Below are 15,724 nucleotides of genomic sequence, written 5' to 3' on the forward strand. Positions count from 1 at the left end.
GAGCTGTCCGCAGACAACTCTTTGAAAATGAATTTTTAAATTAACGTGAACCAGTCTTACGACGCTTTGCGGCCTTTTCACGTGCGTTCGTTTCCAGAATACGTTTCCGCAACCGAACGTTTTCAGGGGTGATTTCACAATATTCATCTTCGTTCAAGAATTCCAATGATTCTTCAAGCGTCAAGTGTGTTGGCGTCTTGATAGAAGCAGTCATATCCTTGTTTGAAGAACGAACGTTGGTCATGTTCTTACCCTTGGTAACGTTAACCGAAATGTCGTTTTCACGACTGTTTTGGCCAACAATCATTCCTTCGTACACAGTGGTACCAGGATCGATGAACAACGTACCACGATCTTCAACACCCATCATGGCGTAAGTCGTTGTCTTACCTTGTGTGATTGAAACCAAAGTACCGTTATGACGGCCAGGGTTCCAGTTCTTAACAACTGGCATGTACTTTTCAAAGGTGTGGTTCATGATTCCGTAACCACGCGTCATTGATAAGAATTCAGTTGAGTAACCAATCAAACCACGTGAAGGTGCTAAGAATTCAAGGCGTGTTTGGCCATTCCCAACATTTTCCATGTTCTTCATTTCACCCTTACGTTGTGACAAGGTGTCAATAATTGAACCGGCATATTCTTCAGGTGTGTCAATTTGAACTGCTTCAAAAGGTTCTTCCATCGTGCCGTCAATTTCACGATAGATAACTTCTGGACGAGAAGCTTGTAATTCATAACCTTCACGACGCAAAGTTTCAATCAAGATTGACAGATGTAATTCACCACGACCAGAAACCATCCAAGCATCTGGTTCGTCGGTGTCTTCAACACGTAACGAAACATCAGTATGCAATTCTTGCTTCAAACGACTTTCAAGTTGACGAGTCGTTACAAATTTACCTTCTTGTCCTGCCAATGGTGAATCATTGGTCCGGAACAACATCTGCAAGGTTGGTTCGTCAATCCGCAGAACAGGCAAAGCTTCTTGGTGGTCAGTAGGTGTCACTGTTTCACCAACGTTGATTTCTTCCATACCAGAAACGGCAATCAAGTCACCAGCTTTAGCTTCGTTAACTTCAACCCGTTGTAGGCCTAAGAACCCATATAAAGTGGTAACACGGAAGTTTTGTGTAGATCCATCAAGCTTCAGAACAGAAACACTGTCCCCAACCTTGATCTTTCCACGGAAAATCCGGCCAATACCGATACGACCAACGAAATCGTTGTAGTCCAATAAAGCAACTTGGAACTGTAAAGGTTCGTCTTCGTTGTCAATTGGGGCTGGAATTGTCTTCAAAATCGTATCAAAAACAGGTTGCATCGTGTGTTCTTGCGTTGCTAAGTCAGCATCGTAAGAAGATGTCCCGTTCATTGCAGATGCGTAGATAACTGGGAATTCCAGTTGGTCTTCGTCGGCACCTAATTCGATAAACAAATCAAGCACTTCGTCCACAACTTCAGCAGGACGCGCACCATCACGGTCAACCTTGTTGATTACAACGATTGGTGTCAAATGTTGTTCCAATGCCTTTTTAAGCACGAAACGCGTTTGTGGCATGGTACCTTCGTAGGCATCAACGACCAGCAAAACACCATCAACCATCTTCATAACACGTTCAACTTCACCACCGAAGTCCGCGTGTCCAGGTGTGTCCAAGATGTTGATTTGCTTGTCGCCGTACTTAACGGCAGTGTTCTTTGACAGGATCGTGATCCCACGTTCCTGTTCAATGGCGTTCGTGTCCATTGCACGGTCAGCGATTTCCGTATGGGAATCAAGTGTGTCTGACTGTTTTAGCATTTCGTTAACCAATGTCGTCTTACCGTGATCGACATGGGCAATGATGGCAATGTTACGAATATCGTCTCTAGTTTTCAAAGTGTAACTTCCCTTCGTGATTAGTTCTCATTTATTTAGTCAATAGCGTGTAAGGCCGTAAAAAAACTGTGACGAGAGTGCCTGTCACAGTTCGACATCACATGGTTTGCATGGCAACAATTGCTTGCTGCGCTTGTTTCGTAGCTACTGATACAACGCCATATGATAGCACAGCCGGCGCCTTACCGTCAATAGTTGAAACAACGAGGCCTAGTTCTTCGGCCAAAACACGACCAGTTGCAAAATCCCACGGTCTTAAATAGGAAATGTAGCAAACTTGCTGCCCCAATAAAACTTTTGTAAATGCAATCCCAGCGCTACCTAAAACGCGCATCCCCAGACTCGCCTGCGCAATGGCTTGCATATGATCCACATCATGTGAGACCAGTGGTCCAGATAAACCAGCTAAGCCATCTTCTAATGGCAAATCAGCCGGTGCTTGTAACGGTTGATCATTAATTTTCACGCCCAGTGTGCGACCACCATGGAACAACTTATTGCCGATCACATCGCATAGCCAAGCAGCTTCACCAACACCGTCAATGTAAAGTGACAGCATGATGGCAAAATCCGCGTGCTGCTTCACAAAATTCATGGTGCCATCTAACGGGTCAATAATCCACAGACGACCATCAGTGTCGTGTACATCATCCCCAAGTCCTTCTTCACCCAAAATTCGAGCAGTCGGATCTGCCTCACGAATGTGTGCCACGAAGCGTTGCTCATTTTGCTTATCTACTTGCGTTACTAAATCGCGACGACCTGATTTTTGTTCAACCTCTAATGGTTCGTGAAAATGCCGACAGATATTTGTTTTTGCTTCATCAATCCACTGACTGACTAACGCATCCCAATGATCAAATTCCACTTGTTCCACGGTTGCTTACCTCCCCGTTGCCATTGAAAAACGTTTCTTGGTACTGGCTTGGGCCTGCTTGAGCGTCTTGTAAATACTGACGTCTGCTTGCTGTTGTAATTGCCGATCTAGTTGACGTTCTTCACCTTTACTAGACACAACCTTTTTAAATGCAGCGTAGGCTGTCAATAACTGATCTCGGTCGACAGTTGTCTCATTTGCAGCTAACACTAGATCATACAACTTGCTGACCGTCACGATTTCAGTCGTCGTCCAATCTGCATCTAAAGGGAAATCAATGTTCTGGTTCGTCTTCATCGTCTTGGTCCGCCTCTAATCCACCATTTTCAATTGCAACAATAATTTCGCGCTCACGTTCCGTAATTTCATCTAACTGCCGTTGTTCTAACTCGGTATAGGTGACAGCCACTAGCTTAGACACACCCGCACCATTTAAACGAACTGGCGTACTAAGCGGTAAAACACGTTCTTCATCGCTAACCAGCAGATTTGTCACGACACCAACCATCGGACGATCATAGAACAAGGCTCGTAATACTCGCGTAACGGCCTTCGCCCGCAAAATGTCGTTGGTTGAAACCGTCGCAGCATTTAAGCTCTGCTCAATTTCACCCAGTTGGCTGGCATCAAAATCGACGTCCTCGTTTGCCATCAACGCTAAAATTGGCGCTGGTCCAACCGTTGACCGACTCCAGGCAACCAAGTGATCTCTTGCCACACCAATGACGTAGGCTTGTAGGCTCGTCTGTGGCACATTAAATGTATGCGCCAACGTGTTTCGCAATAACGTTGTATGTGCTAACGTTCCAATCCCGATACAGTTATTCACGCCAATACCAGAATATTTTTGAGCAAAGTACGTCAAGATGTCATCATACTGGCTGGCCACCACAATTTTACCAGAAAAGCCCTGGGCCATTGCCTCACGAATGAGTCCACGCATTGGTGGAATGTTAGCAGCCAATACTTCATCTTCTTCTGCCCCTGGATCAGGCACCGCAACGTCGCCAATAATCAGTGCATCGGCTGTGACCAAATCTGTCATCTGCGCCATGCTAATACTTAAATTGACACAACCACGAGCGGCAACCAATGCAGGTTCATAAATTTGTTCGTCCCCTGCTGCTGAATCCATGATGGCTAGTGACATGGGTAAATCATTTGTCAGTAAATTCGTTAATAACGTCTGATTGAAACGGCTGGTTCCATAAAGAACAACATTTGGTCTCATTAATGAACCCATCTCCTCTGTCTAAAAAATGGTGCCCGTAAGTATTGGTCACGCGTAATCATTAGTTAGTATTTATAGATAATTTTACATGAGCTTCGCTGAATAGCAAGCAAACCACCCGTTTGAATCAAAATTGGCATATACATTCATCATGTTTGCTTTTATCAATTAACGTAACAACGATCAAAAGCACAAAAAAGAAGAAGCCGTTGCCGGCTTCTTCTTAACTGTAATGATGTGTGCATTACCACATTTAGATGTGGGTTGGGAAACCAATCGCAATGTCAGCTGCTTCTGCAATGGGTTCGCTCAATGTTGGATGTGGATGAATCGTTAAGGCAACATCCTCAGCGTTCATGTGGGCGTTAACTGCCAAACTCAATTCAGCAATTAAGTCACTTGCATCTGGACCAACAACTTGAGCACCAACAATGGTGTTGTCGTCTTTGGTCGTAACTAAGCGAACAAATCCATCAGCTTCGTCCATGGAAACGGCCCGTGCATTCCCAGCAAATGGGAATTTGGCAGCCTTAACTTCCAAACCAGCATCCTTAGCTTCAGCCTGTGTGTAACCAACTGAGGCTAACTCAGGATCAGCGAAACAAACGGCAGGAACGCTCACGTAGTCATTAGCTGTGTGATGTCCAGCAATGGCGCCGGCAGCAACCTTCCCATTGAAGAAGGCTTTGTGGGCCAAAGCAGGTCCGTTGTTCACGATGTCGCCGATAGCGAAGATGTGTGGTGAAGCTGTGCGACCTTGGTCGTCAACTTCAACAAAGCCACGCTTGTCGAGCTTAATGTCAGTGAATTCCAAACCAAGGTTGTCGGTGTTTGGCTTACGACCAACGGTGACCATACAGTAGTCAGCTTTGATTGTCTTAGCTTCACCGTCAACTTCGTAGGTAACAGTGACAGAACTGTCATCTTGTTCAGACTTCTTTGCCATCGCTTTAGTGATGACATCGACATTTTTAGCTTTCAAGTTCTTCAAGACAACGGCCACCATGTCTGCTTCAAAGTTAGGCAAAATGGATGGTGTGCCTTCAAGGATCGTTACGTGTGAGCCAAGGTTAGCATATGCGCCAGCCAGTTCAGTTCCGACGTAACCACCACCGATAACAACTAGTTCCTTAGGAATTTGTGGCAAGTTTAAGCCACCAGTTGAATCAATGACACGTCCTTCAAACTTAAAGTTAGGAATTTCAACGGGACGTGAACCTGATGCAATGATCAAGTCTTTGAAGGCCAAAGTCCGACCTGTGTCACGGCTCATGAATTGCTTAGGACCTGGTGCAATGACACGTAACTGTGTGTCACTGTCCATAGTTGCTTCCCCACGGATTACTTCAACCTTGTGCTTCTTCAGTAACATGGCAACACCACTCGTCATCCGATCAACGACTTGTTTTTGTTTCCAGTCCTGAGTCTTGGCAAAGTCGATTTTAGCATCGCTGCTAGTAATCCCGTAAAGTTCAGCACCCTTGGCTTCTTGTAAACGGTGACCAGCTTGAATCAGTGCCTTAGAAGGCACACAGCCGACGTTTAAACAAACACCGCCCAGCGTTTCTGATTGTTCCACAACAGTAACTTGTTGACCTAATTCTGCGGCCCGAATGGCGGCAACGTACCCACCAGGGCCCGCACCGATAATCACGGTTTCCTTTTGTTCTACATCAGCCATTATTCAATCATCCCTCCATTAAAAGCATGTCTGGGTCGTGCAACAATTGCTTCAATTCGTTCAAAGCACGTTGTGCAGTTGCACCATCGATCAAACGGTGGTCGTAACTCAAGGACAGCTTCAACATGTTACCAACGACGATTTCACCATCTTCGTTGACGATTGGTTCTTTAGCAATTTTACCAACACCCAAGATTGCGACTTCAGGGTAGTTGATAACTGGTGTAAACCAGCCACCACCGATAGAACCAACGTTACTAATTGTGATCGAACCACCGCTCATTTCGGCAGCGGAAAGTTTGTTTTCCTGTGCCTTAGTGGTGTTTTCAGTAATTTCCTTGGCAATTGCGAACATACCTTTAGAATCAGCGTTCTTAACGTTTGGTACGTAGAGACCGTGATCAGTGTCAGTTGCAATTCCAATGTTGTAGTAGTGTTTGTAAACAATTTCCTGCGTACTGTCGTCAATTGAGGCGTTCAGTGTTGGGAAGTCCTTCAAAACAGCGACCAATGCTTTGGCAATGTATGGTAAGAAGGTCAAGTGGATGTCACGATCTGCGGCAGCCTGCTTGTACTTCTTACGGTTTGCCATCAAAGCAGTTACATCAACGTCATCAAATGATGTTACGTGTGGTGCCGTGTGCTTTGAGGTAACCATTGCCTTAGCAATTGCCTTACGCGTCATTGACATTGGTTCACGCGTTTCAAGGTCAGGTGTTGCAGAAACAAATGGTTTGATTGGTGCAGCAGCACTGTCAGCAACTGGAGCAGCAGTAGTTGCTGCTGCGGCAGGTGCGCCGGCAGCTACTGCGGCAGCGCCACCCTTAGCAGCATCAACGTCAGTCTTTAAGACTTGGCCATGTTTACCACTAGGTGCAACAACAGTAATGTCAACACCATTGTCACGCGCGTATTGACGAACTGATGGCATTGCTAATACTAACTTGTTTGGATTGCTCAAAACAGGATTGGCATTAGCGGCTGGTGCAGCAGGCGCTGCGGCAGCAACAGGTGCTGGTGCAGCTTCGGGAGCTGGCGTAGCAGCTGGTGCTTCTGGTGCAGGCGCTGCTTCAGCGGCTGGTGCAGCATCATCAGGTGTGTCAGCTGAACCATCATCGATTTCAACTAAGACATCCCCAATTTTTGCAGTTTCACCTGCTTGCATATAAATCTTTTTTACGGTTCCAGCAACTGGTGATGGTAATTCGGAGACGGACTTATCATTTTGGATTTCAACTAATGTAGCATCTTCCTCAATCTTGTCGCCTTCCTTAACGTCCCAGGCAGCAATTTCACCTTCGGCCATTCCTTCACCAAGTTCTGGTAATTTGAATTTGTAGGACATGGAATATCTTCCTTTCATCGAATTTGTGGGCTTACCCCACAATCATCTGCAATTAGTAAGTTAAGATGTCACGAACCTTAGCTTCAATATCTTCAGCATCTGGAATCCAGTCATCTTCTGCTAATGCAAATGGGTAAACGCTGTCTGGTGCGGCAACCCGACCGATTGGTGCATCAAGTGACATGATCCGGTTTTCAGCGATGTCAGAAACAACCGTTGCGCCGACCCCAGCCATCCGTTGTGCTTCTTGAACCACAACAACATGGTGCGTCTTCTCGATTGATTTGAAGATTGTTTCCGTGTCGATTGGTGAAAGTGAAACTAAGTCGATCACTTCAACAGAAATGTTTTCCTTAGCTAACTTGTCAGCAACCTTCAATGCTTCATTAACTTCAGCACTGTAAGCAACAACCGTAATGTCAGTTCCTTCGCGGACAACTTTGGCAGTGTCTAAGGCAACCGTGTACTTGTCGTCAGGAACTTCAGCCTTCATGGAACGGTACAGCTTCAAGTTTTCCATAATCAGAACAGGGTCATTGTTTTCAACGGCCGCAATGGTCAATCCTTTGGCATCATATGGGTTTGAAGCAGTGACAACACGAAGTCCGGGAACGCCTGTGAAGAAGTTTTCCAAGTTATCGGAGTGCATTTCAGCGGTATGCGTCCCACCACCAAATGGTGTCCGGATTGTGATTGGCATGTTCTTAGTACCACCGAAGCGGAACCGAGTACGTGCCATTTGACCAGCAATGGAGTCGATGGCTTCAAACGTGAAACCCATAAACTGAATTTCTGGAAGTGGGCGCCAGCCAGTTGCAGCTAGTCCCATTGCTAAACCAAGAATTCCTGATTCAGCCAGTGGTGTATCGAACACACGGTCTTCACCGTACTTGTCCTGTAACCCCTGAGTGGTACGGAAAACACCACCGTTTTTACCGACATCTTCACCGAAGATTAACGTCTTGTCATCGTCACTTAAGACCTGATCAAGTCCGTCAGTAATCGCTTGAATATAAGTTTTCGTAGCCATGATTACTTCGACTCCTTTGCTTGAAATTCGGCAATTTGTGCCTTGATGTTCGGAGTTGGTACTTCGAACGTATTTGTTAATTCTTCAATATTAGTTTGCTTAGGTTCGTTGTCGGCCTTCTTCAATTCAGCCTTGAAGTCTGCCTTGCATTGGTCAACGTATTCAGATTCTTGTTGGTCAGACCATAAGCCTTTATCAACCAATACTTTGCGCATCCGAATCAATGGATCAAGATCGTGCCAAGGTTTTTCTTCTTCCTTAGTACGGTAACGAGAAGGATCGTCACCAGCTGAACTGTGGGCACCGAAACGGTAAGTTAAGGTTTCAATCAAGACTGGACCGTTACCAGCAGCAGCATATTCACGAGCAGCTTTGGCAACTGAGTAAACAGCCAAAACGTCCATCCCATCAACTTGAACTGATGGAATACCGGCTGCAACAGCCTTTTGTGCCAATGTCTTAGCAGCAGTTTGCTTTTCACGAGGAACTGAAATGGCAAAGCCGTTGTTTTGAACGAAGGCAACCAATGGTGCTTGGAAGGCACCTGCGAAGTTAAGTCCTTCATAAGTGTCCCCTTGCGAAGTCCCACCATCACCGGTGTAAACAAAGGCAACGTTCTTTTCACCGTTCTTCTTAATTCCTAAGGCAGCACCGGCAGCTTCAACGTATTGCGCACCGATAATGATTTGTGGCATCCATGCACGATACTTTTCGTCGTAGATGTTTCCTTGAACATGACCACGTGACCAGAGGTAACCCTTTTCGACAGAGCCACCATGTTGAATCAATTGTGGTAAGTCACGGTAAGCTGGGAATAGGAAGTCTTGTGGTTCAAATGCTGAAACACTCCCCATTTCACTAGCTTCTTCACCGGCAGTTGGTGCGTAGAACCCCAACCGACCTTGACGTGAAAAGCTCATAGTTTGTTCGTGCAATGCACGTTCCCAAACCATCTTCTTCATGAAATCTACCAATTGGTCATCGCTGAAACTATCGAAGACCTCTTGATTAACAACTTTGGCAGAACCGTCTAGAACTTGCACCATTTTGTATTCGCTACCTAAATTACCTTTGATCGCAGCGAAATCTACAATTGGCTTAGATGAATCGTTGTTTGCCATAATGCACACATTCCTTTCCTTTTCTTCCGATGACAGCTTCCATCCGCCCACTGTCTAACAACTCATGTAAGCAAATGTATGCGCTTTCATCTTTCACCGACAATTGTACCGCTTTGCAGAATCGCTTTGCAAGGGTTTTTATCGTTGTTAATTCGTTCACAAAGGTGCCATTTTGCCCCACTAGTTTGTGAAAGTTTCTGAACAAAACCTGGAATAACTGTATAGCAGTTCAAATTAAAGCATACGTCCAGACGTGATTCGCTATGGGACAGCTTTTGTAACTTACAGATTCATTTTCATCGTTTTTTCTAATTTCACATGCATGGGTTTAAACACGTGTAAATTCTTGAAATTTTATTGATATTTTTATTATTTGTTTGCGTTTTCACGATAATGATTATGCATTTTGTTTCATTTCGCCACCAACGACTCCGTATCCCATATCGTGAAATGATATGATACACTAGTCTTTAGACGTGATTTGATTCAAGGAGGACACATAAACGTGATATTAATGGATGACATTACGCGGGATGGAAACCCCGTACTAAGAGAATATGCTGAAAAGGTTACTTTCCCATTGAGTGACGAAAACAAAGAACTTGCTAAAAAGATGATGGAATATCTGGAAGTTAGTCAGAATCCTGACTTAGCTGAAGAATACGGCTTACGTGCAGGTGTTGGTTTGGCTGCCCCACAAGTTGGCGTTTCATTACAAATGGCTTCAGTTTTGGTACCCTCACCAGTCGAACCAGAAGATCCAAACGACCACGATGCAATTTTAAAGGCTGCCCAGGAAGCACAAGACAACCCGTTATTCAAAGATGTCATCATTAATCCAGTGATCGTTAGTTCTTCTGTTCAACGTGGTGCCCTGTCCGAAGGTGAAGGTTGCCTATCCGTTGACGTTGATCGTCCCGGCTACGTACCTCGCGCCGACCGTATCACCCTCCGCTACCAAGATGTCGATGGCAACGAACACAAAGTGCGCTTGAAGAATTACCCAGCCATTGTGTGCCAACATGAAATCGATCATTTGCACGGTGTGTTATTTTACGACCATATTAATAAGAAAGAACCTTTCTCAACGTCAGATGGTATGTTGCTGATTGGCTAACTAAAAAAGCGTGCGTGCTGTCTTTTTAGCACGTATCGGCATGAAAACATAAAAGGAGCGTTTGGGACACAAGTTATTGTCCCAAACGCTCCTTTTGATTTACAAACTTAAATAGTGAAAACGTCGGTCAAAAGCCAAATCGCTGTGCAGACTACGAGTGATACCGGGTTGAAGCCCAACCCGTACGGTCGTTCTATGTCTTGCTCGTAACTTTCCCGACTTATTTCTCGCTCTCTTCTTTTTAGCCACTTTATTATATATCCAGCAAAACCTGCGCACTCTGCTGATCAATAAATACTTCATTAACATACCCAGCTTTTAACGCAATCGCTAGGACAGACACCTTTTCAGGTTTATCAACAATTGCAATGGCGTGTTCCTTAAACTTAAGGTTACTCAAGGGAATCGATACCGTTCTTGCATCAAGATCAGCATCAACAACATCCCCATTTTCATCAATAAAGTGAGACAGAATATCGCCCTTGGCTTTTGCTGTTACCTGCTTTTTTTCAGCGTCCGTAAAATAATTCATCTCTTGTAAAAAAGGACTCTCAGCCACCGTGTTAATCGTAAAAATAGCAACATTTGAAACACGTGACAGCTTTTGCAAGTATTGCAGTAAGTGTTCTTTTTCAACAACCTTCTTATTTTTTACATCATCAAAAACAATTGGGAGTGGCAGCATTTGTGGCGCCGTTTGATAGGCATCAGCAAACAAGCCAGCTGTTTCGGCCACATAGGTCCGATACTTGGGGTACGTGAAAACACCGGTCAATGACAACACTTCAACGTCACGCACGCGCTTTTGACTGAGATGTTGTGCAGTTTCATAGAGTTCTTTACCCCATCCCAAACCGATTATGTCACCGCTTTTTACAACCTGATTCAAATAGTTTGCAGTTGCGGTAGAAATTTTGGCAACTTTTTCATCGTGCCGATTTTGTGCAGTTGAAACGACCGTGAATTGTACACCCACATATTGCTCTTCTAGTTGATCAGCCAATAGTTGCGCGTCACGAAGATCATCATTGACCGTAATCGAGACTAGTCCCTTGTCTCGAGCCATGGTTAATAGCCGGGAAACGGTCGGACGAGAAATTCCTTCTCGCTCGGCAATCCGATTTTGTTCGACACCATCAATGTAATACAAACGTGCAACTCGCAGCATTTGCTCGCGTCGTGTAGTGCTGACGATTTTGCTCACTCCCCTCAGACTATTTAGTCATGCTGAATAGTCGAGAAATCTTGGTAAAACCCTTTAACACTATTATACGCTTGCTTATACATAGTGAAATACTCATTATATCGTTCATGTTTTGTCATGTCTGGTGCAATTCGTTCATCGATCTTAATCCAATTTGAAACGTCACTTGGATCAATCGCTTTAATACCAATCCCCGCTAAAATGGCACTACCGAGGTTGGCTTCACCACCAGATTTAGTCGTTAGCACCGTTTTACCAGTGACATCAGCAATCATTTGCACCATTTTCTTTGATTGACTGATCCCGCCAACCAGTGTAATTGACTCGCCGATTTCTGTACCAAATTGTTCGATACTTTGCCGAACAGAGTATGAAATCGCCTCTTGAAAGGCATTATATAATTCATACTTAGTTGTTTTTAGTGAGACCCCTAAGATTGTTCCGCGAACATATGAATCCCACAGTGGACTACGCTCACCCATAAAGTAAGGCAACACTAACAGACCGTTACTTCCAACCGGTAAGTTTGAACTCCGATCATCTAATTCTTTTGGACCATCGTCTTCATCAAATTCATCGGCAAACTCTTTAACGAACCAAGCAACAATGGCGCCAGCAGTATTAGCACCGGCAAAGTTATAGTAATAGTCCTTTGGTTTGTATGCATAAGGCCAAATGATTAACCCGTTATCGCGCAATGGCTGCTTTGTTACTAAGGCCGCATTCATTGATGTTCCAAGCGCAACGGTCACTTTACCAGGTTCCAAAATACCGGTTCCAACTGTTGCTGGACCAACGTCAACACCAGTATTGAACATAGGCGTGCCAGCCTTCAATCCCAAACGACTGGCCCATTCTTCCGTAATTTCACCAGCAACTTCTGTACTTTCAACAAAATCACTTGGCAATTTATCGATGTCTAACCCTAATTTAGTTGCAAGTTCCGTTGACCATTCATCCTTATTAATATCAAACACGCCAGCTAAATTACCTGCGGCAGAGTAATTAATGCTCGTTTTCCCGGTCAATTGCTCAATTACATATGACTCTGGTGGTAAAAACTGAACAGTTTGCTTATATAGATCTGGTTTATTTTCCTTCAACCACATTACCTTTGTGTAACCATAATATGGATCGGCTAAGTTAGCAGTTGTCTGCATTAACTCAGCGTCACTAACCAAGCGTTTAACACGCTCTGTTTCCTTTAGTGCACGACGATCCATCCAAATCAACGCTGGTCCTAATGCGGCGCCATCTTTATCAACTGGAATCCCAGAGCCGCCATATAAACCGTCGATACCAATCGCGACAATATCTTCGTCAGCCACATGGGCTGCCAAGGTTCTAATCACTGATGTAACAGCGTTTAACCAATCATCAGCATTCGCTTCTGCCCACCCAGGATGCGGCGTAACAAATGAATAATTATCCTTTTTTTGCGCAACCACTTGCCCATCTGTCGTCAACAGCATGGCTTTCGTTCCTGATGTACCAATATCAATTCCCAAGATATACTTAGCCATTTCAGCCTCCCAAAAGCTTTATTCTTAATCTTCCAAACCGGTTGTAACCTTAAAGTGACGTTCTTCTTGTGGTGCAAGCATAATTAATGTTCCTGCTTCACGTGCAGCTGTGCGGCCTTCAGTGCGGCTAGTAGCTGGCAAAGCAAATGCAGCCACCTGCAAATCTGGGTTGTTCATCAGCCATCTCGTCACATCAGGAAATTCAGTCGTGTCAAAGGCAACTTTGACTGAATGCTGATTATCAATTTGCATATGAAAGACCGCTTGCTGCGTGTATTTATCCAGTTCATCACCAAAATAAACAATCTCTGGATCAAAATGCGCAACATCATCTAATTCATTGATCAACTTTCCGGTATCCGCTAGGTTCTTGGTGAAGTCCAGCCATGATTGGGTTGGGTGAATATGATCCGGTACACTGGTTCGCAAATGAAAGGCTTCGTCTGGAATGTTTTGCGTTATTTTCGCACCTTCGACAAATTTATAATTGATGTGGGTTAAATACTGTAATGGCATTTCCTGGTTCTGAGAAAGGTTCTTTACCGTCATCTCAATATCAAACAACCCACTATCTTTAAAAATGGTCAGCGCAGGCGTTGCCAAATAGTGATCACCAAATCCCTTTACATACTCTACCTGACTGCGAATCGTGATCTTATCATCAGCGACTTGAATTGCTGAACGATCCATCTGTGATAACGGAAATTCACCATGCGCTTTATGATCGTCATCCGGTCCTGGATTACCACTAGCCAGCAACCCTGAATGAAACTGAAATGGTCCGTACGAGTCAACAATTTCGTCCCCTGCATAGGGTTGTTTGAACGTGTTCTTCATTTTTAAGTCAATGCCATCAATCACAGCATCCCAAATGATCAACCCTTCAAACGGTAGAATATTGAAGTAGCCCCGTGTATTTTCAACACGCAATCCTAAAACACCGGATTGATACTTAAAGGTATAAATTTTAAAGCTATCATTTTCAAAAAATAATCGTTTTGCTTCATTAAAAGAATCTTTATACAGCTGTAGTCCTAACATACTAAATTAGCTCCTCTATCCACAGCCAGCTCGCCTATTTGGTGAATGGATGTTTTAAATAGTGACGTGCAAAAATCGCGATTGCACCAAAGGTTAATAAATGAACAGCAAATGAAATTGACATTGAACCGGTCACATCGGCCAACCAACCTTGTGCTAATGGCCAGAATGCCCCACCAATAACCATCATGACAATCATGGCACCTGCAGTTTCGGTCTGTTGTGGATTTTTAATAAACCCAAGTGTCTCTGTATAGATTGTTGCAAAACATGGTCCCATCAATCCTGAAACTAGAATGGCAACGTAAACACCAGTAAAGCTACGATCAATCAGCATGTATGCAATTGCAAAAATTCCAACAACGGCGTACCAGAAAAGAACCTTCAAATGTGGCAGGAAACGCATCAAGTAATCAGCCAAAAGCCGACCCAAGAAGAATGCGATGTAACTATAGATAACAAAGTTGGAAGCGGTTCGTTCGTTCATGCTTGTATCCAAAGTCAATGCAAGCCGAATCGTAAATGACCAAACGGCAACTTGTAACCCAACGTACATAAATTGCGTGAATAATCCAAAACGAAAATCACGATTCTTCAATAAACTCAAAACAGTCTGTCCAAGATTTTCTGTTGGTACAACTTCATCTTTCTTAGCTTTACTCTTTGGAAATTGAACAATTAGAAAGATGATGATCATTGCTAGCAAGGCCATAATCATATAACGGTAAGGCAGCAACGTTTTTTGTAAAGCACGTTCACCAAAGGCAATCTTTTCTTGACCAGTTAATCCCTTTAGCTGGTCTGCTAAATTGTCTCCGTTTGTAAAAATCAAGTACTTCCCTAGCAAAATACCGGCAATAGAACCGATTGGTAAAAATGTTTGTGAGATATTTAGTCGTAGCGTTCGTTTATCTTCAGGTCCTAACAGCGCAGAATACGTGTCCGCTGACGTTTCAATTAGACTCAATCCTGTCGCTAACACAAAGAGTGCAAACAGAAAGAAGCCGTATGTCGCGGCGGCTGATGCTGGGAAAAATAGCACACTACCAGTTAAGTACAACATCAGTCCAACAATGATTGTTAACTTATAAGATGTTCGCTTAATTAAATAAGAAGCTGGAATCGCCATGATAAAGTACCCGAGGAAGAAAGCACTTTGAACATATGCTGAGGCAAAGTTACTCAAATTGAAAATCGTTTTAAATTGCGTGATTAAAATGTCGTTTAAGCTGGCTGCTGCGCCCCACATTGGAAACAATAGTGAAACCAAAACGAACTGAAGTACGGGTGTCTTATCAATATATCCACTATCTAGCTCCTTTCCCCTGAATGGAATGAAGCCTGCAAATCGTCCTTTTTTGTCCATTATTTTGATCCTTTCAAAATATAAAATGTTTTGTGTTACCGCTTACAAAAGATAATATAGCACCTTAATGAACGTATGTCCAATATAAAAACGCACTTATGTTCAGATGTGAAATCACAACTCATTTTTTGACAAAGTAAAAAGTGCGCTAAGACAAAATGCTTTTGTCTTGGCACACTTCATTGTGTTTATCCATTTAGCTCACAGCATAAAGCTGGTCTTGCTCGTAACTTCCCGACTCGTATCTCGCAAACGCGAGAAATAAGTCAAGTTACTGTGCAGACTACCAACCACCTACCGGGTTGA

The 15,724-nt window shown here is 43.9% G+C and carries 13 protein-coding genes; 1 reads left to right on the plus strand and 12 read right to left on the minus strand.

The features are described 5' to 3' along the window. Positions 1-40: 40 nt before the first annotated feature. The 8 genes from typA to pdhA form a co-directional block, all read right to left on the minus strand. On the minus strand, positions 41-1,882 hold the full coding sequence (gene typA / locus IV55_RS08025) for a translational GTPase TypA (protein WP_057811109.1): 1,842 nt from the start codon (positions 1,880-1,882) through the stop codon (positions 41-43). A gap of 97 nt (positions 1,883-1,979) precedes the next feature. Next, positions 1,980-2,759 (minus strand): inositol monophosphatase family protein, encoded by a 780-nt coding sequence (locus IV55_RS08030; RefSeq protein WP_057811111.1) that lies wholly within the window; start codon positions 2,757-2,759, stop codon positions 1,980-1,982. A 6-nt stretch (positions 2,760-2,765) separates the two neighbouring features. Further along, on the minus strand, positions 2,766-3,056 hold the full coding sequence (locus tag IV55_RS08035; RefSeq protein ID WP_057811114.1) for a UPF0223 family protein: 291 nt from the start codon (positions 3,054-3,056) through the stop codon (positions 2,766-2,768). Further along, entirely contained in the window at positions 3,034-3,990 is a 957-nt protein-coding gene (locus IV55_RS08040) for a Rossmann-fold NAD(P)-binding domain-containing protein (RefSeq protein ID WP_057811117.1), read from the minus strand. Before IV55_RS08040 ends, IV55_RS08035 begins: the two co-directional genes overlap by 23 nt. A gap of 253 nt (positions 3,991-4,243) precedes the next feature. Next, complete coding sequence (gene lpdA, locus IV55_RS08045; protein ID WP_057811118.1) at positions 4,244-5,671, minus strand: dihydrolipoyl dehydrogenase; 1,428 nt, start codon at positions 5,669-5,671, stop codon at positions 4,244-4,246. Between the two features lie 7 nt (positions 5,672-5,678). After that, positions 5,679-7,016: a 2-oxo acid dehydrogenase subunit E2 gene (locus tag IV55_RS08050; protein ID WP_057811120.1), complete on the minus strand. Its 1,338-nt coding sequence runs from the start codon at positions 7,014-7,016 to the stop codon at positions 5,679-5,681. Positions 7,017-7,068: 52 nt separating this feature from the next. Beyond that, positions 7,069-8,046, minus strand: a complete 978-nt coding sequence (locus tag IV55_RS08055) for an alpha-ketoacid dehydrogenase subunit beta (RefSeq protein WP_057811121.1) — start codon at positions 8,044-8,046, stop codon at positions 7,069-7,071. 2 nt (positions 8,047-8,048) lie between these two features. Then, complete coding sequence (pdhA, locus tag IV55_RS08060; protein WP_057811122.1) at positions 8,049-9,167, minus strand: pyruvate dehydrogenase (acetyl-transferring) E1 component subunit alpha; 1,119 nt, start codon at positions 9,165-9,167, stop codon at positions 8,049-8,051. A gap of 505 nt (positions 9,168-9,672) precedes the next feature. Here pdhA and IV55_RS08065 point away from each other — a divergent pair. Then, positions 9,673-10,284, plus strand: a complete 612-nt coding sequence (locus IV55_RS08065) for a peptide deformylase (RefSeq protein ID WP_057811123.1) — start codon at positions 9,673-9,675, stop codon at positions 10,282-10,284. A 253-nt stretch (positions 10,285-10,537) separates the two neighbouring features. Here IV55_RS08065 and IV55_RS08070 read toward each other — a convergent pair whose 3' ends face one another. The 4 genes from IV55_RS08070 to fucP are packed head-to-tail and all read right to left on the minus strand — an operon-like array spanning position 10,538 to position 15,418. After that, positions 10,538-11,452 (minus strand): sugar-binding transcriptional regulator, encoded by a 915-nt coding sequence (locus IV55_RS08070; protein WP_057811124.1) that lies wholly within the window; start codon positions 11,450-11,452, stop codon positions 10,538-10,540. Positions 11,453-11,502: 50 nt separating this feature from the next. Beyond that, positions 11,503-13,011 (minus strand): FGGY-family carbohydrate kinase, encoded by a 1,509-nt coding sequence (locus IV55_RS08075; RefSeq protein ID WP_057811126.1) that lies wholly within the window; start codon positions 13,009-13,011, stop codon positions 11,503-11,505. Positions 13,012-13,035: 24 nt separating this feature from the next. Then, positions 13,036-14,052: a DUF4432 family protein gene (locus IV55_RS08080; RefSeq protein ID WP_057811128.1), complete on the minus strand. Its 1,017-nt coding sequence runs from the start codon at positions 14,050-14,052 to the stop codon at positions 13,036-13,038. 34 nt (positions 14,053-14,086) lie between these two features. After that, positions 14,087-15,418 (minus strand): L-fucose:H+ symporter permease, encoded by a 1,332-nt coding sequence (gene fucP, locus IV55_RS08085; protein ID WP_057811130.1) that lies wholly within the window; start codon positions 15,416-15,418, stop codon positions 14,087-14,089. Positions 15,419-15,724: the final 306 nt, after the last annotated feature.

The sequence above is a fragment of the Furfurilactobacillus siliginis genome (assembly GCF_001437435.1).
Classification (GTDB): Bacteria; Bacillota; Bacilli; order Lactobacillales; family Lactobacillaceae; genus Furfurilactobacillus; species Furfurilactobacillus siliginis.